This window comes from Haliea sp. (assembly GCF_041395985.1).
In the GTDB taxonomy this organism is placed as follows: domain Bacteria; phylum Pseudomonadota; class Gammaproteobacteria; order Pseudomonadales; family Halieaceae; genus Haliea.
In genome coordinates, this window is record NZ_JAWKZJ010000004.1 from 113036 (window position 1) to 134024 (window position 20989).

Below are 20989 nucleotides of genomic sequence, written 5' to 3' on the forward strand. Positions count from 1 at the left end.
AATTAGAAGCGCATCCCCCTATAATTCTGCGCGCTTTCTCTGCACGATCTTTGCGAAAAGCGACAGCGCCTGGCCACGTGGCCGGCCCCCTTTAATCGCCTTTGTGGCGTCCTTAACGGTGGAAACTGAACTGTGAAAGACAAACGTCCCGTGAACCTGGACATCGGCAGCATGCGGCTCCCCATAACCGCATGGGCATCGATCACCCATCGCGCCTCCGGTGTTTTTCTCTTTTTCGCTATGGTCTTCCTGGTGTGGGCGCTCGACATGAGCCTGCGCAGCCCCGAGGACTTCGCCATGCTGCAGGAGGCCCTCACCGGCCCGCTGGCCAAGTTGATCCTCTGGGCGATATCCGCAGGGCTGATCTATCACGCCCTGGCGGGCATCAAGCACATCATCATGGATTTCGGTATCGGTGAAAGCTTCGAGGGCGGCGCCCTGGGCGCGCGCCTGGTGATCGGTCTGTCCGTGGTCCTGATTCTGCTGGCGGGGGTTTTGATATGGTAACTGCAGTCACAAGTTTCGGCCGTTCTGGCACATCCGACTGGCTGGTACAGCGCGTCAGTGGTGTGATTCTGCTGGCCTATTTCCTGTTCATCGCCTGGGTCGTACTCAGTGGCGTGGACTATGTGAGCTGGAAAGCCCTGTTTGCCCAGACCTGGGTGCGCGTGTTCAGCCTGATGGCGCTGCTGTCGCTGGCAGCACACGCCTGGATCGGTCTGTGGGCGGTGGTGACCGACTACCTCACCGAACGCATGATGGGGACAACGGGCAATGTCTTGCGTATATCGTCACAGCTGGCGATTGCGCTGGTGCTTTTTGTGTATGTGGTCTGGGGCGTGCAAGTCCTCTGGGGATATTGAGATATGACAGCATTGCGAACGATTTCTTTTGATGGCGTGATTGTCGGCGGTGGCGGAGCAGGCATGCGCGCAGCGCTGCAGCTGGCGCAGTCCGGTTACAAGACGGCGGTAATTTCCAAAGTCTTCCCCACGCGCTCACACACCGTGTCTGCGCAGGGCGGCATCACCTGCGCCATTGCCAGCGCAGACCCCAATGATGATTGGCGCTGGCATATGTATGACACGGTCAAGGGCTCCGATTATATCGGCGACCAGGACGCCATTGAGTACATGTGCAGCGTCGGCCCGGAAGCGGTGTTCGAGCTGGAGCATATGGGTCTGCCGTTTTCCCGCACCGAGGAGGGGCGTATCTACCAGCGTCCGTTCGGCGGCCAGTCCAAGGGTCCCGACGACCCCACACAGGCCGCCCGGACCTGTGCAGCGGCGGACCGCACGGGGCATGCCCTGCTGCACACCCTGTACCAGGGCAACATCAAGAACAACACCGTCTTCTTCAACGAGTGGTACGCCACCGACCTGGTCAAGAACCAGGATGGCGCGGTGGTGGGCGTGATCGCCATCTGCATGGAAACCGGTGAAACCGTCTACGTGAAGTCCAAGGCCACTGTGTTCGCCACGGGCGGAGCAGGGCGGATCTACGCTTCGACCACCAACGCCCACATCAACACCGGTGACGGTATCGGCATGGCGCTGCGTGCCGGATTCCCGGTGCAGGACATCGAAATGTGGCAGTTCCACCCGACCGGCATCTACGGTGCCGGCACCCTGGTCACCGAGGGTTGCCGCGGCGAGGGTGGCTACCTCATCAACAAGGACGGTGAGCGTTTCATGGAGCGCTACGCGCCCAACGCCAAGGACCTCGCTGGTCGCGACGTGGTCGCGCGCTCGATGATCCTGGAAATCATCGAAGGCCGTGGCTGCGGTCCCGAGGGTGACCACGTGTTCCTGAAGTTGGATCACCTTGGCGAGGAAGTGCTGGAATCACGCCTGCCGGGTATCTGTGAGCTGTCGCGGACCTTCGCCCATGTAGACCCGGTCAAGGCCCCGATTCCCGTTGTGCCGACCTGCCACTACATGATGGGCGGAATCCCGACCAACGTGCATGGCCAGGCGCTGACCGTGGACGCCCAGGGCAACGACCAGATCATTCCCGGTCTTTATGCCTGCGGTGAGGTTGCCTGCGTCTCGGTGCACGGTGCCAACCGGCTCGGCGGCAACTCGCTCCTCGACCTCGTTGTGTTCGGACGCGCCTCGGGTCTGTTTATCGAGAACGCGCTGCGCGAGGGTATCGACATGCGCGATGCCTCACAGACCGATATCGAGCAGGGCATGTCCCGCCTGCGCCGGCTGGATGAGGCCAAGGGTACGGAGAAGTTCCCCGACCTGCGCAAGGAGCTGCAAAACGTCATGCAGAACCACTTTGGCGTGTTCCGCAAGGGCGAGTTCATGCAGGAAGGCATCCGCAAGCTGGCGGACCTGCGCGGCCGCATCGAGGGCGCGGCGCTGACCGATCGCAGCAACACCTTCAACACGGCGCGCATTGAGGCGCTGGAATTGCAGAACCTGCTTGAAGTCGCGGAAGCGACGGCCATCACTGCCGAGGAGCGCAAGGAGAGTCGCGGTGCCCATGCCCGTGATGATTTCCAGGAGCGCGACGACGAGAACTGGCTGTGCCATTCCATGTACTACCCGGAAGGCAAGCGGGTCGGCAAGCGTGCGGTCAATTTCAAGCCGCGCACGGTACCCACCTTCGAGCCGAAAGCCCGTACGTATTAAGACTGTGTAGCTACCCAGAGGTCACCAAACATGCTGCAAGTAAGCATTTATCGTTACAACCCGGAAACCGACCAGCAGCCCTACATGCAGGAGTTTCAGTTCGACACCGAGGGCAAGGACCTGATGGTGCTGGACGTGTTGGAGCAGATCAAGGCACAGGACAGCTCCGTCACCTACCGGCGCTCCTGCCGCGAGGGTGTCTGTGGCTCCGACGGTCTCAACATCAACGGCAAGAATGGCCTCGCCTGCATCACGCCGCTGTCTGCCACTGTGAAGAACAACAAGCTGGTCGTGCGCCCGTTGCCCGGTCTGCCAGTGATCCGCGACCTGGTGGTGGATATGAGCATGTTCTACGCCCAGTACGAGAAGATTCAGCCCTACCTGCAGAACAACACGCCGGCACCGGCCATTGAGCGCCTGCAGTCGCCGGAGGACCGCGCCAAGCTGGACGGCCTTTACGAGTGCATCCTCTGCGCGTGCTGCTCAACCAGCTGCCCCTCTTTCTGGTGGAACCCGGATCGCTTTATCGGCCCGGCCGGGCTGTTGCAGGCCTACCGGTTCCTGGCTGACAGCCGGGATACGGCAACCGATGAGCGGCTGTCCCGACTCGACGACCCGTTCAGCGTTTTCCGTTGTCATGGTATCCAGAACTGTGTCAATGTGTGCCCCAAGGGCTTGAACCCGACGCGGGCAATTGGCCACATTCGTACTATGCTGTTGACTCGGGCAACCTGATTACGAAAACGGTGTTACCCGCCGGAACACCACCGGCATCATCCAATCCCGGAAGGGCATAATGCAAGAGAGTCCGATGGAGCTCCTGAGAAGGAGCTCACATATTGCCGGCGGCAACGCCACCTATGTCGAGGATTTGTACGAATCCTACCTCCGGGATCCCAACGGGGTGCCGGAACAGTGGCGGGATTATTTCGACAAGCTGCCCCGCGTGTCCTCGTCTGCCGTGCAGATGAACGATATTCCGCATTCGACCATCCGCGACCGGTTCGCGCAGATCAGCAAGATGCGTGTGCGCACCGAGGCCACGGTCGCCCACGACTCCCAGGCAACTGAATACGAGCGCAAGCAGGTCAAGGTCGTCCAGCTGGTGTCCGCCTACCGGCAGCGCGGCCACCAGAAGGCGAGCCTTGACCCGCTCGCCCTGCATGTGCGGGAACCGGTCCCCGATCTGGATCTGGCCTTCCACCAGCTCTCTGCAGCAGACCTCGATACCGTGTTCCAGACCGGGAGCATGTACATCGGCAAGGCAGACGCGACGTTGGGCGAGATTGTCGACTCCCTCGAGGCCACCTATTGCAACACCATTGGCGCCGAGTTCATGCATATCGTGGACACCGAGCAGCGCCACTGGATCATGAAACGTATGGAGTCGGTGCGGTCGGCCCCAGTCTTCTCCGACGATGTACGCAAGCAGATTCTGCGCCGTCTGATCAAGGCCGAAGGCCTCGAGAAGTCGCTGGGCTCCAAGTATCCCGGTACCAAGCGCTTTGGCCTCGAAGGTGGTGAGTCGCTTATTCCCATGCTGTCGGAAATGGTGCAGCGCATCGGGTCTTACGGTGCCAAGGAAATTGTTATCGGCATGGCGCACCGCGGCCGACTCAACGTACTGATCAATATCTTCGGCAAGAAGCCCTCGGACCTGTTTGCAGAGTTTGAGGGGCGGGTGGTGTACGACAAGTCCGGTGACGTGAAGTATCACCAGGGCTTTTCCTCAAACCTGATGACCTCAGGGGGTGAGGTGCACCTGGCGCTGGCGTTCAACCCCTCCCACCTGGAAATTGTTTCACCGGTGGTCGAGGGCTCTGTGCGCGCCCGGCAGGATCGTCGCAAGGATCCTTCGGGGGATACGGTCGTGCCGGTGGTCATTCACGGCGATGCCGCCTTCGCCGGGCAGGGCGTGGTGATGGAGACATTCCAGATGTCCCAGACACGGGCCTACAAGACGGGCGGTACGCTGCATATCGTGCTCAACAACCAGGTGGGTTTCACCACCAGCGACCGAGAGGATGCCCGCTCAACGGAATACTGCACTGATGTAGCCAAAATGGTGCAGGCCCCCATCTTTCACGTCAATGCGGATGACCCCGAGGCGGTGCACTTTGTCACCCAGCTGGCGGTCGACTTCCGTAACACCTTCAAGCGGGACGTGGTCGTTGACCTCGTCTGCTACCGGCGTCGCGGCCACAACGAAGCCGATGAGCCCTCGGTGACCCAGCCCCGCATGTACGAGCGCATTCGCAAGCAGCCCACGACGCGCGACCTGTACGCGGCCAAGCTGGTGGAGCAGGGTGTTCTGACGGCCGAGGAAGACGAGTTTCTGGTCAATGAGTACCGCGAGTCCCTCGACCGCGGTGAGCCACTGGTCAGCGGTCTGGTCTCCGAGCCCAACGCCAGCCTGTTCGTCGACTGGACGCCGTACCTCGGGCACGAGTGGACACTGCACTGCGACACCCGTATCGACATGCAGGCGCTGCAGCATCTCGCCCAGGTGACCAACACGCCGCCGCCGAGCTTCCCGCTGCAGCGTCAGGTCAGCAAGATTCTCGAGGATCGTCGGAAGATGGCAGCCGGGGCCATGCCGCTGAACTGGGGGGCCGCAGAGACCCTGGCCTATGCGAGTCTGCTGGATGCCGGCTACCCGGTGCGCCTGACCGGGCAGGACGTGGGGCGCGGCACGTTCTCGCACCGCCACGCCGTGTTGCATAACCAGAAAGACGGCTCCCGCTACATACCCTTGCAGCACATCGATGAGAACCAGGCCCCCTTCGCCATTTACGATTCCCTGCTCTCGGAGGAGGCGGTGCTGGCCTTTGAATACGGCTACGCCACGACCTCGCCGACGGGTCTGGTGATCTGGGAGGCGCAGTTTGGTGACTTCGCCAACGGAGCCCAGGTCGTCATCGACCAGTTCATCACCAGCGGTGAACATAAATGGTCGCGGCTCTGCGGCCTGACCATGCTGCTGCCCCACGGGTACGAGGGGCAGGGCCCCGAGCACTCCTCGGCGCGCCTTGAGCGATTCCTGCAACTCTGTGCAGAGCACAATATCCAGGTGTGCGTGCCGACCACGCCCGCCCAGGTGTTCCACATGCTGCGGCGGCAGGCGATCCGACCTCTGCGCAAGCCGCTGGTAGTGATGTCTCCGAAGAGCCTGCTGCGCCACAAGGAAGCGGTGTCGTCGCTGGAAGATCTCGCCAATGGGCATTTCCACAACGTGCTGGATGATTCCGACGAGCTCGATAAAGCGGCGGTGACCCGCCTTATCCTCTGCAGCGGCAAGGTCTACTACGACCTGCTGGCGGCCCGTCGTGAGCGTGGCCTGAACAACGTGGCGCTGATCCGCCTCGAACAGCTGTATCCCTTCCCCGAAGCGGAGCTCTTGCAGGTCCTGGGGAACTACCCGAACGTCACCGATGCCGCCTGGTGTCAGGAGGAGCCCCAGAACCAGGGCGCCTGGTACTCCAGCCAGCATCACATGCGGCGCGTCATGTATGCCCACAACCCCGACGTGTATCTGCGATACGCTGGTCGGGAACCTTCTGCCGCGCCCGCCGCGGGCTATATGGCCCTGCACCTGGCGCAGCTGGAGACGTTTATTAACGATGCCCTGGAACCGACTTGGTTCGGCCAGAACTAGCACTTTCCAAAGGAACCGAAATGGCTATCGAAATCAAGGCCCCATCTTTTCCCGAGTCCGTTGCCGACGGGGAAATCGCGACCTGGCACAAGCAGGAGGGGGAGTCAGTCTCTCGCGATGAGCTCATCGTTGAAATCGAGACCGACAAGGTGGTGATGGAGGTGGTGGCGCCCGAGGACGGGGTGATCAGCAAAATCCACGCTGCTGAGGGCGAAACCATCCAGAGCGAGCAGCTGCTCGCGCTGCTTGAGCCCGGTGCTGCAGCCAGTGTTCAACCGGCGTCCGAGCCGGCGCCTGCCCAGGGCGCTGACACGGCAGGCGCGAAAGACGCTGAGGATGCGGAAGGCCTGATGGGCCCTGCGGCGCGCCAGCTGGTCGAGGAGCACAAGCTGGACGCAGCGAGTATCAGCGGGACCGGCAAGGGGGGGCGCATCACCAAGGAAGATGTGCTCGCGCATCTCAAGAACAAGCCCGCGGCAGCCCCTGCAGCCGCTCCGGCGGCCCCGGCCAAGCCCAGCGTCAGCGAAGACACGATGCCGCAGGTGCCTGCCGGCCCCACCGGCGAGCGCATCGAAAAGCGCGTCCCCATGACACGTATGCGCGCCCGGATCGCCGAGCGTCTGCTTGAGGCGACGCATGGCACGGCTATGTTGACGACCTTTAACGAGGTCAACATGGCGCCGGTGATGGCGCTGCGCGAGAAGTACAAGGAACAGTTCGAGAAGGTGCACAACGGCACCCGTCTCGGCTTCATGGGCTTTTTTGTCAAAGCCTGCTGCGAGGCGCTGAAGCGCTTCCCCGAAGTGAATGCCTCCATCGACGGCACTGATGTGGTCTACCACGGCTACCAGGATATCGGCGTTGCCGTGTCCGCACCGGGTGGGCTGGTGGTGCCGGTGCTGCGCGACGCCGATTTCATGAGCCTCGCGGATGTGGAAGCAGCCATACGCGATCTCAGCCTGCGCGCGCGTGACAGCAAGCTGACCATCGACGACATGACCGGTGGCACCTTCACGGTGACCAACGGCGGCGTCTTTGGGTCACTCATGTCGACTCCCATCCTGAACCCGCCACAGACCGGCATCCTGGGCATGCACAAGATCCAGGAGCGACCGATGGCGGTCGATGGCGAAGTGGTCATCCTCCCCATGATGTACCTTGCGCTGTCCTACGATCACCGCCTTATTGATGGCAAGACGGCGGTGCAGTTCCTGGTGGCAGTAAAAGACCTGATCGAAGATCCGGCGCGCATTCTGCTGCAGTTGTAAGCACTCGACGGGAATAGGGAAGACAATGGCTGACAAATACGATGTAGTGGTGATTGGTGCGGGCCCCGGTGGCTACGTAGCCGCAATCAAGGCGGCCCAGCTGGGCCTGTCGACGGCCTGTGTGGAGCAGTGGGTGGACGCCGAGGGTAAAACGCGCCTTGGTGGTACCTGTCTCAACGTAGGGTGTATCCCTTCCAAGGCACTGCTCGACAGCAGCCAGAAATTCGTCGAGGCGCGGGACCATTTCAGCCTGCACGGCATCTCCATTGACACGCCTCGTATGGATATCGCGGCGATGATGGCCCGCAAGAACAAGATCGTCGACCAGCTCACCGGCGGCATCACCGGGCTGTTCAAGCACAATGGCGTGACCAGCATCCAGGGTCGGGGCAAGGTGCTGGCCGGCTGCAAGGTAGAGGTCACTGACAAGGATGGCAAGGTCAGCGTCATCGAAGCCGGCAACATTATTATCGCCGCAGGTTCCAGCCCCATCGCCATCCCGCCGGCGCCCGTGGACAATGAATACATCGTCGACTCCACCGGTGCCCTGGAGTTCAGCGAGGTGCCGCAGCGACTCGGCGTCATCGGCGCCGGCGTCATCGGCCTGGAACTTGGCAGTGTCTGGGCGCGTCTGGGCGCCGAGGTGGTGATGCTGGAGGCGCTGGATGAACTGCTGCCGATGATGGATACGCAGATCGCCAAGGAGGCTGGCAAGATTTTCCGCAAGCAGGGCCTGGATATCCGCCTCAGCACCCGGGTAACCGGCGCTGTCGTGAAGGATGGCAAGGTGGAGGTGACCTTCACCAATGCCGACGGCGAACACCGTGAAGTCTTCGACAAGCTGATTGTTTCGGTGGGGCGACGCCCGCGCACCGAGGACCTGCTGGCCACCGATTGCGGCGTGAACCTCGACGAGCGCGGCTTCATCTACGTCAACGACCACTGTGCCACCGAGGCGCCGCACGTTTTTGCTGTGGGTGATGTGGTGCGTGGCCCGATGCTCGCGCACAAGGGTTCGGAAGAGGGCGTGATGGTGGCAGAGCGCATTGCCGGCAAGAAGGTGCAGCTGAATTACGATTGCATCCCCTCGGTAATCTATACCCACCCCGAAGTTGCTGCGGTCGGTCGCACAGAGCAGGAGTTGAAGTCCGACGGCGTAGACTACAAGGTGGGCGTATTCCCGTTCGCGGCCAGCGGCCGCGCTTTGGCGGCGAATGATACCGATGGCATGGTCAAGATTATTGCCGACGCAGAGACCGATCGCGTGCTCGGCTGTCATATTGTGGGCCCGTCTGCTGCCGATCTTGTGCAGCAGGTGGTGATCGCAATGGAGTTCGGTTCCAGTTCGGAAGATCTGGCACTGACCGTTTTTGGACATCCGACCCTGTCGGAAGCAGTACACGAGGCCGCTCTGGCCGTGCATGGCCATGCCATTCACATTGCCAATCGCAAGCCTCGGAAATGAACTTTGCCCGGTCGCGCGCGCATAAAACCTATTCTGGCGCAGACGAGGCACTGGGGGGTATGGGCCGTTAGGGCGCATTCCAGGACACTACGTAACACACAGGACAAAGCATGAACCTTCACGAGTATCAGGGCAAACAGCTGTTTGCTGAGTACGGCTTGCCCGTATCCAAGGGCTATGCTGTCGACTCGCCGGAAGAGGCGGTCAAGGCAGCGGAGACCATCGGTGGTGACATGTGGGTCGTCAAGGCTCAGGTGCACGCGGGCGGCCGCGGTAAAGCGGGTGGCGTCAAGCTGGTGAAAACCACCGACGAAGTACGCGATTTCGCTGCCAAGTGGCTGGGCCAGAACCTGGTGACCTACCAGACTGACGAAAATGGCCAGCCGGTCAGCAAGATTCTGGTCGAGACCTGCACCGATATCGCCGAGGAGCTTTACCTCGGCGCGGTGGTTGACCGCGCAACCCGCCGCATCGTTTTTATGGCCTCTACCGAGGGCGGTGTGGAAATCGAGAAGGTCGCCGAGGAAACCCCGGAGAAAATCCTGCGCGCGGTTATCGACCCGCTGGTCGGTGCACAGCCGTACCAGGGCCGTGAGCTGGCGTTCCAGCTGGGTCTGGAAGGCGACCAGATCAAGCAGTTTGTGAAAATCTTCATGGGGCTGGCGCAGCTGTTCAAGGAAAAGGACCTGGCGCTGATTGAGGTCAACCCGCTGGTGATTACCGACCAGGGCAACCTGCACTGCCTGGATGCCAAGCTGGGTGTGGACGGCAACGCGCTGTATCGCCAACCGGCCTTGCGTGAGATGCACGATCCCTCCCAGGAAGATGCCCGTGAGGCGCACGCCGCCAAGTGGGAGCTGAACTACGTGGCCCTGGACGGCAATATCGGCTGCATGGTGAATGGCGCTGGTCTGGCCATGGGCACCATGGATATCGTCAAGCTGCACGGTGGTGCCCCGGCGAACTTCCTGGACGTCGGCGGTGGTGCAACCAAGGAGCGCGTATCCGAAGCGTTCAAGATCATCCTCTCCGACGATAAGGTCAAGGCGGTCCTGATCAACATCTTCGGCGGTATCGTGCGCTGTGACCTCATTGCAGAAGGCGTGATCGGCGCTGTGCAGGAAATCGGTGTACAGGTGCCGGTTGTTGTGCGTCTTGAAGGCAACAACGCGGAGCTGGGCCGTCAGGTCCTGGCCGACAGTGGCCTGAACATCATTGCCGCAACCAGCCTCACCGATGCTGCCCAACAGGCAGTCAAAGCAGCTGAAGGAGCCGCCTGAAATGAGTATTCTGATCGACAAGAACACCAAGGTGATCTGCCAGGGCTTCACCGGCTCCCAGGGCACCTTCCACTCCGAGCAGGCGATTGCCTATGGCACCCAGATGGTGGGTGGTGTGACGCCCGGCAAGGGCGGCCAGACCCATCTTGGACTGCCCGTGTTCAACACTGTGGCGGAAGCCGTAGCAGCCACCGGCGCCGATGCGTCAGTGATCTACGTGCCTGCGCCGTTCTGCAAGGACTCCATCCTCGAAGCGGCCAACGGTGGCGTCAAGCTCATCGTATGCATCACCGAGGGTATCCCGACCCTCGACATGCTGGACTGCAAGGTCAAGTGTGATGAGCTCGGTGTGCGCCTGATTGGCCCCAACTGCCCTGGCGTGATCACGCCCGGCGAGTGCAAGATCGGCATTATGCCGGGTCACATTCACCTGCCCGGTAAAGTCGGGATCGTTTCGCGCTCCGGCACCCTGACCTATGAAGCGGTCAAGCAGACCACGGATGCGGGCTTTGGCCAATCGACCTGCGTCGGCATCGGCGGCGACCCGATTCCGGGGTCCAACTTTATCGACATCCTGGCGATGTTTGAAAAAGATCCGGCGACCGAAGCCATTGTCATGATCGGTGAAATTGGTGGCACCGCCGAAGAAGAGGCTGCGGCCTTTATCAAGGCCAACGTCACCAAGCCTGTGGTTTCCTATATTGCCGGCGTGACTGCGCCGAAGGGCAAGCGGATGGGCCACGCCGGTGCCATCATCTCCGGCGGCAAAGGCACGGCGGACGAAAAGTTTGCTGCGTTGGAAGATGCCGGTGTGAAAACCGTGCGCAGCCTTGCTGACATCGGCAAGGCGCTGGCGGAAGTCACTGGCTGGAAGTAAGCAGTCAGGGTCGCGGCAGGCAGTGCACGTGCTGCCTGTTCCCGTCACAAAAAAAGCCCGCTTGATGCGGGCTTTTTTTGTGGCTGAATACCTGCCGGCCTATTCGCCGGGCACCTGTGATTGCCACTGCAGGGGAGCGACGGCGCGGATGCGCTCCGCATCCTCTGGCAGCAGGAAGCCTCCCTCCAGCGCGCGGTCCAATGCGTCCGCGACGGCGGCTTCGTAACCAGCCTGGTCTACGTACAGGGACGCCATTTGCGCGGCGTCGAACAGTACCGTGGTGCCAAACAGGAAGCACAGACGGTCACCTTCCTGGCCCTCTCCGGAGAGAACGGCGACGGGCGCATCCACCCAGGGCGTGCGTACACCACCCAGCACATTGCCCTGGGTGTCCTTCAGGAACGCTGTGCCGCTATCGTCCACGCTCAGCAGTTCTGCCGTCGGGGGTGCGGTGCCGTCGCGCACCCAGGTGTCCAGCGCGCGCAGGGCTGCTCCGAAGACCCAGGCCATGGGCCCCGCGTTCACGGGCCGCGCGCAGTTCAGAAAGCCGGGTATGCCGTTGGCTTCCTCTACCAGCAGAAAGCGCGGGTCGACCCCGGTGTCCTGACGGCCGATGATGAAAGAGTAATAATCACCGTGCGCCGTTCCCGCAACCTCCCAGAGGCGGAAGCGGTCGGTGTCCGGCTGGCGGTCATTGATGGACCCCAGGAGCAGAACATCGGTTTCCGTCTGGAAGTTGAACACGGGCACGTTCAGGTCCTCGCGAAAGAGGACACTTTCCGGTGTCGGTATCTCGGTTTCAGGCTCCTGTGACAGGGGCGAGCTGCCATCGCCCCTGCTGTGCACCATGTAACCATCGAAGGTGTTGTACAGCGGATGAATGGCGTTGATATAGGTCGCCAGACGGCCGGCCGACTGTGACTCCCCAAGGGCGATCATCTGCTCCACCTGCAGGCCTTCCAGGAGGTCGACGTCGGCGGGCTCACGCAGGGCCTGTGCTGCCTGCGAGAACATGTCGTACGAGTAACTGTCACCCGGATGCTCCAAGGTGCCGTAGCGGGCCGGGTTCACCGCTTTCAGGTGCAACGGTGCCACCGGTGTTCCGGAGCCTTCGATACCCACGCGCTGTGCCGAGACACCTACCCACACATGGCCCTGGCGCAGCATTTCCACATGCCCCGAGCCATAGGATGGGCCGGTATCGAAACCGGCGGTCACGTTCAGCCACTCCACGAGCACCGTCCCACTGAAGTCACTGTCGTCGATAGGGCGGTAGACCACAACGCGCGTACGGTAACTGGCGGTGCCTGCGGGTTCCGCCTCCCAGGCGCCATCACTGCCGAGTTCGTTCAGGTTGCTGAAGGCGGTTGCCTCGCCAGAGAGGAAATACTCACGCTGGCGGTAGCCGACATCGGCGAGGTCAAATGTCGTGGAGAGCAGGAACAGATCTCCCTCGTCCGGCGGGTCGGCGACTTCAGGCTGTGCAATGGGCAGGTAGTCGGGTTCTACGGGTGGCGGCGGCTCCGGCGGCGCAGGCACACCGTCGCTGCCATCGCTGCAGCCGGTGAGAAGGACAATGGAAAGCCCGAGTGCAAGCGGCCAACGGTGGGTGAGCATGTTCATGCGCTATCTCCGGATTGTTATGAGGCTAATATGCATTAGCCTGACTTGAAATGCCAGCAGTTAGCCCCCACCTCTGCAGTTGCCCCGGCATTACATTCATTCACCTGTCACTACTCGCGAGGGACCCATGACTGCGGATGTGAAAAAAGAAACGCTTGGTTTTCAAACCGAGGCCCGCCAGCTGCTGCACCTGATGATCCATTCCCTGTACAGCAACAAGGAGATTTTCCTGCGTGAGCTGATTTCCAATGCCTCGGACGCAATCGACAAGCTCCGGTTTGCGGCGCTTGCGGACGACAGCCTGCTGGAAGGGCAGGGCGATTACGCGATCCGTGTCGACGTCGACAAGGACGCCAACACTATCACGATCAGCGACAACGGCATTGGCATGAACCGGGATGAGGTGGTCGAGAACCTCGGCACCATCGCCAAATCGGGCACGGCGGCCTTTCTGGAGAGCCTGAGTGGCGACCAGAAAAAGGATTCGCAACTGATTGGCCAGTTCGGTGTGGGCTTCTACTCGGCGTTTATCGTCGCCGATCGTGTCGAGGTGCACACGCGCAAGGCAGGTGCTGATGCGCAGAGCGGTGTGCTCTGGGAGTCCCACGGTGAAGCGGAATTCACCATTGAGCCCCGCGAAAAAGACACCCGTGGCACCACGATCACGCTTTTCCTGAAGCCGGCCTGCAGTGAATTCGCCGATGACTGGCGGGTGCGCAGCGTGATCAAGAAGTACTCCGACCACATTTCCGTACCGGTGATGATGCTGGAAGCGCCAACTGCCAGCGGTGATGATGACGACGCAGCGGAAGAAGCCGAAGCGCCACAGTACAAGCCGGTCAATGAGGCGACAGCGCTGTGGACACGTGCGCGTGCCGACATCAGTGACGAGGAGTACACGGCCTTCTATCGCCATGTGTCGCATGATTTCGAGGAGCCCCTAAGTTGGAGTCACAACAAGGTCGAGGGCAAGCAGGAATATACCAGCCTGCTCTATATCCCTCGCCGCGCTCCCTTTGACCTGTGGAACAGGGACATGAATCGCGGCCTAAAGCTGTACGTGCAGCGCACGTTTATCATGGACGACGCCGAACAGTTCCTGCCCCTGTACCTGCGCTTTGTGAAAGGGGTGGTCGATTCCAATGACCTGCCCCTGAACGTGTCGCGCGAGATTCTGCAGCAGGACAGCGCTGTTGACGCCATGCGCAGTGCGCTGACCAAGCGTGTCCTCGACATGCTGGGCAAACTGGCGAAAAAGGAAGGCGATGACTATGCGACTTTCTGGAAAGAATTTGGCCAGGTACTGAAAGAGGGGCCTGCGGAAGACTTTGGCAACCGGGAGAAAATTGCCGGCCTGCTGCGCTTCAGTACCACCCACACTGACCAGCCGGTTCAGGACCAGTCGCTGGCAGACTATGTTGGACGCATGCAGGAAGGGCAGGACAAGATCTACTACGTGGTGGCCGAAAACTTCAACACGGCGCGCAAGAGCCCGCACCTTGAAGTATTCCGCAAGAAAGGTATTGAGGTCTTGCTGCTCAGTGATCGTGTCGACGACTGGTTGATGAACCAGCTGCAGGAGTTCGACGGCAAGAAATTCCAGGACGTGGCGCGGGGTGCGCTGGACCTCGAGGAGGACTCCGAGGAGGCGAAAGCCGAAAAGGAAAAACTCAAGCAGAACAGCGAAGCGCTGGTGGAACGCCTCAGCGGCGCACTGGGCGATGCGGTTTCTGAAGTGCGCGCGTCATCGCGGCTCACCGAATCGCCAGCCTGTCTGGTGGTGGGTGAATTCGACATGGGTGCGCAGATGAAGCGCATTCTTGAAGCAGCGGGTCAGCCGGTGCCAGACAGCAAACCTATACTTGAAATCAATCCCGGGCACCCGCTGCTGCAGATGCTCGACGCAGAACAGGATGAGGCGCGGTTCAGTGATCTCGCGCATGTGGTACTTGACCAGGCGACGCTGGCAGAGGGTGGGCAGTTGGAAGACCCAGCTACCTTCGTCAGCCGTCTCAACAGCCTGCTGCTGCAAATGAGCAAGCGCTGAGTTCTACCCTGCGGGCCTGGTGCTTGTCACGCCCGCAGCGCGGTGCCAAGCTGCAATCGCGTCCGCGACGGTAGAACGATATGCGGCGCCATCAGGTCCAGGTCACAGTAACAGGGAGCACGCCATGCCTCGTTCGCACCGGGTCGCCGTTCTCGGCGGGGGCAGTTTCGGCACCGTTATCGCCAATCTTATCGCGGTGAATGGCCATCGCGTCGCCCTCTGGGGGCGCAATGCCGGGCGCGTCGATCTCATCAACAACCTGCGTGAAAACAGTGAGTATCTGCCCGGTTATCAGCTGGATGACCGTCTGCGTGCCACGACATCATTGGTCGACGCTGTCAGCGACACCGATAGCGTACTTGTGGCCGTGCCCAGCGCATCCTTTCGCCAGATAGTGCGCGACGTGGCACCCCTGGTGGCTTCGCAGACCTGTCTGGTGAGCCTGACCAAGGGGATAGAGCCCGGTGGCTTTCGCTTGATGAGCGAGATTCTGCGGGAGGAACTGCCCGACAACCCGCGTGCAGTGCTCAGCGGGCCCAATCTGGCGACTGAAATCGCGGCGGGCCAGGTAACCGGCACGGTGGTCGCCAGTGACAGCGATGCACTGAACCGGTCCCTGCACGACCTGCTGCACAGCGAGCGCTTCCTGGTCTACGCATCCCGGGATATGTTCGGCGTGGAACTGGGTGGTGCATTGAAGAATGTCTACGCCATCCTCGCTGGTCTCGGCGCTGCCTTGTCCTTCGGCGAAAATACCGTCGGCATGCTGCTGACGCGTGCGCTGGCGGAAATGTCCCGTTTTGCCGTGTGCCTGGGGGCGAACCCGCTCACCTTTCTCGGCCTTGCTGGCGTAGGGGACCTCTTTGTGACCTGTTCGTCGCCGCTGTCGCGCAACTACCGCATTGGTTTTGCAGTGGGCAAGGGCGAGCCGCTGGACGCGGTGCTGGACGCGATGGACCAGGTCGCCGAAGGCATCAACACGCTGGCACTGCTGAAGGCAGAGGCGGATCGACGCGGAGTGCACATGCCGCTAGTCAATGGTTTGTACGGAATTCTGTACGAGCAGCGCCCGGTCACGGAGATCTTCAGTGCTATGATGTCGCGCGAGCAGGCGCATGATGTGGAGTTTGCCGTGGGTGATTTTCACCTGACACACAGCACAAGGAGAGAGGGTTGAAGGTTTCCGTACAACATTGCCGGGCAGCGTGTTTGCTGCTGGCCTGGGCTGTGGTAGCCGGCGCGGGTGCTGCAAGCGCCTCTGGCTACACTCCGCAGGTACTGGTGGATGAGCTCGAGGCGTTTCCCCATGCGCTGTCGATCGCACGCAAACAGAACGTGGTACGGGATCACGAGATAGGTCTTGGACCCATTCAGAAATCCATGGGCGCCTGGGTGTTTCGCGACAGCGTGCGTATGGATGGTGAATTGCAGCGTCTGACCTGGCAGATTGTCGACGGTTTTACCTCGCGCGAGGTACTGCAGCGGCTGGAGCAGAGCCTGTCTGCGCAGGAGCAGGCAACGCGCCTGTTCGCCTGTGATGGCCGCGCCTGTGGCTCAGGCTCGCAATGGGCCAACAGGGTGTTTGGGCAGCGACTGCTGTACGGTCGCGCCGATGACCAGAGTTACCGCGTTTATGCCGTGCAGAGTGCAGAGGCAGCTTACCGCGTGTTGCTATACAGCGGCGCCCGCTCCTCGGACCGCCAGTATCTGCATCTGGATATCCTCACGGTCACCCCCGAGATTGACGAGGGCCCGCTTTAGCGGCCCAGTTGCAGCAGCGACAGAAACTCGTCGCGCGTCTTCTGCTCGGTGCGGAATGAGCCGAGCATTGCTGAGGTCTTCATCACCGAGTTCTGCTTTTCCACGCCGCGCATCATCATGCACATGTGTTGTGCCTCGATAATAACGCCGACGCCCTCAGCCTCGGTCACGTCCATAATGGTTTGCGCGATCTGTGTGGTCAGGGACTCCTGTATTTGCAGGCGCCGCGCGAAAACATCGACGATGCGGGCGACCTTTGACAAACCCAGTACCTTGCCGGTAGGAATGTAGGCCACGTGGCACTTGCCGATAAAGGGCAATACGTGATGCTCGCAGAGCGAATACAGCTCAACATCCTGCACCAGCACCATCTCGCTGGAGTCGGAGGGGAACAGGGCATTGTTGACCACATCCTCCACTGACTGGTGATAGCCGCGCGTGAGGAACTCGAAAGCCTTCGCGGCGCGCTTTGGCGTGTCAGCGAGACCCGGCCGGGACAAGTCCTCGCCGATCGCCGCAATGATTTTCGCCCACTCTTGTTCCATGAATCGTTTCCCTGGTGACCACCCCGGTGGCGGGCCGAGGATAGTAGCAACCGCCCCGGATGAAGGCAAACCTGCTGCCGCCCGGCCAGGATTCACGCTACTGGCACATCGAGGCTACTGTCGCCGCAGCGGATCCATTACACTCGCCGCATGCAAAGCAAACACATAACTTCGGTCGCCGCCGCGACAACCATCGGCGAAGCGCTGGAGCGGGTCAATGCCGCGCTGGAGGCATCCCCGGTTTATTATGGCCATGGTACGGACAACGCCTGGGACGAGGCGGTGCAACTGGTGCTGTGGTGTGCCGGGCTGCCCGCTGACAGTGACGACCGCGTGCTGGGGTTGCCGCTGACCGCAGCCCAGTCGGCCAGGGCTGCCGAACTGCTGCAGCGACGGATTCAGGACCGCGTTCCCTTGCCCTACCTGACCGGCGAGGCGTGGTTTGCCGGGCTTCGCTGGCGGTGTGATACGCGCGCCATTATTCCGCGATCCCCAATTGCAGAGCTGCTGCGTGCCGGCTACCAGCCCTGGTATCAGGGACCCGGGCCTGCGCGGGTGCTGGACCTCTGCTGCGGCGGTGGTTGTATCGGCCTCGCGACGGCGTGGTATCTGCCGGATGCCGAGGTTGATCTGCTCGACCTGGATGCGGATGCCCTTGCGCTGGCGGCAGTAAATGCGCGGGAGCTGGGCGTGGAGGGCCGCGTGCGTATTCTACAGTCCGATCTGTTTACGGCAGTGCAGGGCGAGCGCTACGACATCATCGTCACCAATCCGCCCTATGTCGATGCGACAGACCTGGCAGCCATGCCGGCGGAGTACGCCCATGAGCCGGCACTGGCACTCGGCTCCGGTGCGGATGGCCTGGATCTGACGCGGCGGATCCTTGCGCAGGCGGCGGGGCACCTGCAACCCCATGGACTGCTGGTGCTGGAAGTGGGCAACAGCTGGGAGGCGCTGGAGGAGGCGTTTCCGCAGCTGCCTTTTACCTGGGTGGAGTTTGCCCACGGTGGTCACGGTGTCTGCGTCCTGACCGCTGCGGAGCTGCGTGAAAGTCGGCCAGCTGCGGGCTTATAGCGTATACTTGCACGTTTCTGGCGGAGACCCCTTAACCATGTCTGGCAATACTCTCGGCAAGCTGTTCACGGTGACCAGCTTCGGTGAAAGCCATGGCCCTGCCCTGGGCTGTATCGTCGACGGCTGCCCGCCCGGGCTGAGCCTGAGCACGGCGGACCTGCAGCGCGACCTGGATCGGCGCAAGCCCGGTACCTCCCGATACACCACACAGCGGCGCGAGGCGGACGAAGTGCAGATCCTGTCCGGCGTGTTCGAAGGCCGCACCACCGGTACCTCAATCGGCCTGTTGATTGCGAACACGGATCAGCGCTCGAAAGACTACTCGAATATTGCCAACACCTTCCGCCCGGCGCACGCGGATTATACCTACCAGCAGAAGTACGGGTTTCGCGACTATCGGGGCGGCGGCCGCTCGTCAGCCCGGGAAACCGCGATGCGCGTGGCGGCGGGGGCGATTGCCCGCAAGTTTCTGCACGAGCGCTACGGCATTCTCATTCGCGGCTATCTGGCACAGCTGGGTCCGATCCGCGCCGACACCGTGCAGTGGGACAGCATCGACAGCAATCCGTTTTTCTGCCCGGATCCAGCGAAGGTGGCTGAGATGGAAGCGTATATGTCGGCGCTCAACAAACGTGGTGATTCCATTGGCGCGCGGATCAACGTCGTTGCGAGCGGTGTCATGCCGGGCCTGGGCGAACCAGTTTTTGATCGCCTGGACGCGGATATTGCCCACGCCATGATGGGTATCAACGCGGTGAAGGGCGTGGAAATCGGTGCTGGCTTCGCGGTCGTCGAGCAGCAGGGCAGTGAACATCGCGACCTGCTCACGCCGGAAGGCTTTGTCGGCAATAATGCCGGCGGTGTACTGGGGGGGATCTCCAGCGGGCAGGACATCACGGTCAGCCTGGCACTGAAACCGACCTCCAGCATCCGCCAGCCGGGTGCCACGATCGACACCTCGGGCGCGGCTATGGAAATGGCCACCCACGGCCGCCACGACCCCTGTGTCGGCATTCGGGCCACCCCGATTGCTGAGGCCATGCTGGCGATTGTGCTTATGGACCATGTGCTGCGCCACCGCGGGCAGAACATGGACGTCACCTGCGCGACGCCGGTCTTGCCGGCGTCGGCGCGCTAGCGACGCTCGTGGCGCGCTCCCGCCGGCGTTACCTGCGCACCCTCATTCTCGGGCTGCTGGCCATGGCGGCACTGGTGTGGGGCGCAGTCGACAGCTTTGACATTCCTCCGGAGCGCATCTGGGATATGTTTCTGATGACGCTGGTGGTCGTGGCGGCACTGGTGCTTGCCGCGGCCGCGACGGCCGCGCTGTGGATTGGTATTCGGCGCCTCTCAGCGCGCGACTGAGCTGTCGCCGAGGTCAATCTCCAGCGTCATCTGCTCCGCAATGCCGTCGAGGGCGTCGGTCAGGGCTTCACGTGACGCGCCCTGCGGGATTTCAGCAAGAATGTCGGCGCGGAACAGCAGTTCACCGCTCATCGGCGCGCTGCTGACCTCGCTCTCCATATCGATGACGTTCACCTGCTCCGCGGCCAGTGCCCGGGATATTTCGCGGACGATACCGGGCCGGTCCGGCCCGAGTACCGCAAGTGAAATGCGCTGTCCTGCGGCGGGTGCGGTACCGGCGGTGGCCGGCGTGACACGCACACTGATGCCGCTGCTCGCAAGACCCTTCAGCGTCTGCTCCAGGGTGTCACCGGCGTCTTCCGGCAGTGAAACCAGTACCAGCCCGGCAAATTTTCCGCCCAGTTGGGAAAGGCGGCTCTCCTGCCAGTTGCCACCACAGCGCTCGATCGCGCTGGACAATTGTTCGACGAGGCCGGGACGGTCGTCGCCAATGAAGGTTACGATAAAAGAAGATTGCACGATCAGGCTCCACATTCATTGCGACAGCCCGTATATTAACCCGCAACCCCATGTGGCAGAAGGAAGCAACCATGAAATATGTACTGGCATTGTTATTGGCCGTGGCCCTGGCTCCGGCACAGGCGGCCCTCGACTGGGAGACCGCACTGAATGGCGATCAGCGCAGCGCCGAAAACAAGGCGCGTGACAGCTCACGCCATCCCCGGCAGACACTGGAGTTTTTCGGCATTGAAGAAGGCATGACGGTCGTTGAGCTGTCGCCGGGCGGTGGCTGGTACACCGAGGTGCTGGCCCCACTGGTGGCGCCGAACGGGCAGCTCTACGCGGCGCACTTCGGCATGAACCTGTCCTCCAACGCTTACTTTCGCAATGCACTCGGCGGGTTCCTGCAGAAGCTTGCCAGCAACAATGATCTGTACGGCCCGGTGAAAGTCACCCAGTTGGCACCGCCAGAGGAAGTCGCGGTGGCACCCGCTGGCTCCGCCGACCTCATCGTGGCGTTCCGGAATATTCACAGCTGGATGCGCATGGGCAGCCTCGATGCGACGCTGGCGGCTGCGTTTACTGCGCTCAAGCCCGGTGGCGTGCTGGGCATCGTGCAGCATCGCGCACCCTCTGGCGATGATCCTGCCGAAATGGCACGCAGCGGCTACGTGACTGAAGCCTACGTCATTGCCGCAGCGGAGAAAGCCGGCTTCAAGCTGGATGCGCGCAGCGAGATCAATGCCAATCCCCGCGATACTGCAGATCACGCCAACGGTGTCTGGTCGCTGCCGCCTGCCCTGCGCGGCGGTGATGAGGACCGCGCGAAGTTCGAGGCCATTGGCGAAAGCGACCGCATGACGCTGCGGTTCGTGAAGCCGGCGTAAGC

The 20989-nt window shown here is 61.8% G+C and carries 19 protein-coding genes; 16 read left to right on the forward strand and 3 right to left on the reverse strand.

What is annotated here, in order from left to right:
* The first annotated feature begins 132 nt into the window (after window positions 1-132).
* The 9 genes from sdhC to sucD all read left to right on the forward strand — a co-directional run bounded on the left by sdhC (window position 133) and on the right by sucD (window position 11184).
* Entirely contained in the window at window positions 133-507 is a 375-nt protein-coding gene (gene sdhC, locus R3E49_RS09050) for a succinate dehydrogenase, cytochrome b556 subunit (protein WP_371294743.1), read from the forward strand.
* Entirely contained in the window at window positions 501-863 is a 363-nt protein-coding gene (gene sdhD / locus R3E49_RS09055) for a succinate dehydrogenase, hydrophobic membrane anchor protein (protein WP_371294744.1), read from the forward strand. Before sdhC ends, sdhD begins: the two co-directional genes overlap by 7 nt.
* 3 nt (window positions 864-866) lie before the next feature.
* A complete protein-coding gene (sdhA, locus tag R3E49_RS09060) occupies window positions 867-2639 on the forward strand; it encodes a succinate dehydrogenase flavoprotein subunit (protein ID WP_290743626.1) in 1773 nt (590 codons plus the stop codon).
* A 30-nt stretch (window positions 2640-2669) separates the two neighbouring features.
* Window positions 2670-3374 (forward strand): succinate dehydrogenase iron-sulfur subunit, encoded by a 705-nt coding sequence (locus R3E49_RS09065; protein ID WP_371294745.1) that lies wholly within the window; start codon window positions 2670-2672, stop codon window positions 3372-3374.
* Between the two features lie 61 nt (window positions 3375-3435).
* Window positions 3436-6294, forward strand: a complete 2859-nt coding sequence (locus R3E49_RS09070) for a 2-oxoglutarate dehydrogenase E1 component (RefSeq protein ID WP_371294746.1) — start codon at window positions 3436-3438, stop codon at window positions 6292-6294.
* Between the two features lie 20 nt (window positions 6295-6314).
* Entirely contained in the window at window positions 6315-7562 is a 1248-nt protein-coding gene (gene odhB / locus R3E49_RS09075) for a 2-oxoglutarate dehydrogenase complex dihydrolipoyllysine-residue succinyltransferase (protein WP_371294747.1), read from the forward strand.
* A gap of 25 nt (window positions 7563-7587) precedes the next feature.
* Window positions 7588-9027 (forward strand): dihydrolipoyl dehydrogenase, encoded by a 1440-nt coding sequence (gene lpdA / locus R3E49_RS09080; protein WP_371294748.1) that lies wholly within the window; start codon window positions 7588-7590, stop codon window positions 9025-9027.
* Between the two features lie 110 nt (window positions 9028-9137).
* Entirely contained in the window at window positions 9138-10307 is a 1170-nt protein-coding gene (gene sucC, locus R3E49_RS09085) for an ADP-forming succinate--CoA ligase subunit beta (protein WP_290743583.1), read from the forward strand.
* Between the two features lies 1 nt (window position 10308).
* Complete coding sequence (sucD, locus tag R3E49_RS09090; RefSeq protein WP_290743581.1) at window positions 10309-11184, forward strand: succinate--CoA ligase subunit alpha; 876 nt, start codon at window positions 10309-10311, stop codon at window positions 11182-11184.
* A gap of 99 nt (window positions 11185-11283) precedes the next feature.
* Here sucD and R3E49_RS09095 read toward each other — a convergent pair whose 3' ends face one another.
* A complete protein-coding gene (locus R3E49_RS09095; RefSeq protein WP_371294749.1) occupies window positions 11284-12807 on the reverse strand; it encodes an alpha/beta hydrolase domain-containing protein in 1524 nt (507 codons plus the stop codon).
* A gap of 127 nt (window positions 12808-12934) precedes the next feature.
* On the opposite strand from R3E49_RS09095, the gene htpG reads away from it, so the two are divergent.
* The 3 genes from htpG to R3E49_RS09110 all read left to right on the forward strand — a co-directional run bounded on the left by htpG (window position 12935) and on the right by R3E49_RS09110 (window position 16615).
* Window positions 12935-14854: a molecular chaperone HtpG gene (gene htpG / locus R3E49_RS09100; RefSeq protein WP_371294750.1), complete on the forward strand. Its 1920-nt coding sequence runs from the start codon at window positions 12935-12937 to the stop codon at window positions 14852-14854.
* Between the two features lie 124 nt (window positions 14855-14978).
* Window positions 14979-16031, forward strand: a complete 1053-nt coding sequence (locus R3E49_RS09105) for an NAD(P)H-dependent glycerol-3-phosphate dehydrogenase (protein WP_371294751.1) — start codon at window positions 14979-14981, stop codon at window positions 16029-16031.
* Window positions 16028-16615: a DUF4892 domain-containing protein gene (locus tag R3E49_RS09110; protein WP_371294752.1), complete on the forward strand. Its 588-nt coding sequence runs from the start codon at window positions 16028-16030 to the stop codon at window positions 16613-16615. Before R3E49_RS09105 ends, R3E49_RS09110 begins: the two co-directional genes overlap by 4 nt.
* Here the strand turns inward: R3E49_RS09110 and folE are convergent.
* Window positions 16612-17160, reverse strand: a complete 549-nt coding sequence (gene folE, locus R3E49_RS09115; RefSeq protein WP_371294753.1) for a GTP cyclohydrolase I FolE — start codon at window positions 17158-17160, stop codon at window positions 16612-16614. The genes R3E49_RS09110 and folE overlap by 4 nt on opposite strands.
* Window positions 17161-17310: 150 nt before the next feature.
* Between folE and prmB the strand changes: the two genes are divergently transcribed.
* Genes prmB through R3E49_RS09130 form a run of 3 tightly spaced genes read left to right on the forward strand, consistent with a single transcriptional unit; the run spans window position 17311 to window position 19599 of the window.
* A complete protein-coding gene (prmB, locus tag R3E49_RS09120) occupies window positions 17311-18234 on the forward strand; it encodes a 50S ribosomal protein L3 N(5)-glutamine methyltransferase (RefSeq protein WP_371294754.1) in 924 nt (307 codons plus the stop codon).
* Window positions 18235-18271: 37 nt separating this feature from the next.
* Window positions 18272-19372 carry a chorismate synthase gene (gene aroC, locus R3E49_RS09125; RefSeq protein ID WP_371294755.1) on the forward strand — a complete coding sequence of 367 codons (1101 nt, stop codon included), beginning with the start codon at window positions 18272-18274 and terminating at the stop codon, window positions 19370-19372.
* An 8-nt stretch (window positions 19373-19380) separates the two neighbouring features.
* Window positions 19381-19599: a hypothetical protein gene (locus R3E49_RS09130; protein WP_371294756.1), complete on the forward strand. Its 219-nt coding sequence runs from the start codon at window positions 19381-19383 to the stop codon at window positions 19597-19599.
* On the opposite strand, the gene R3E49_RS09135 is transcribed toward R3E49_RS09130, so the two are convergent.
* Window positions 19585-20118, reverse strand: coding sequence for a glycine cleavage system protein R (locus R3E49_RS09135; RefSeq protein WP_371294757.1), 534 nt, complete (start codon window positions 20116-20118; stop codon window positions 19585-19587). The genes R3E49_RS09130 and R3E49_RS09135 overlap by 15 nt on opposite strands.
* Before the next feature lie 71 nt (window positions 20119-20189).
* On the opposite strand from R3E49_RS09135, the gene R3E49_RS09140 reads away from it, so the two are divergent.
* Entirely contained in the window at window positions 20190-20987 is a 798-nt protein-coding gene (locus tag R3E49_RS09140; RefSeq protein WP_371294758.1) for a class I SAM-dependent methyltransferase, read from the forward strand.
* The last annotated feature ends 2 nt before the right edge of the window (window positions 20988-20989 follow it).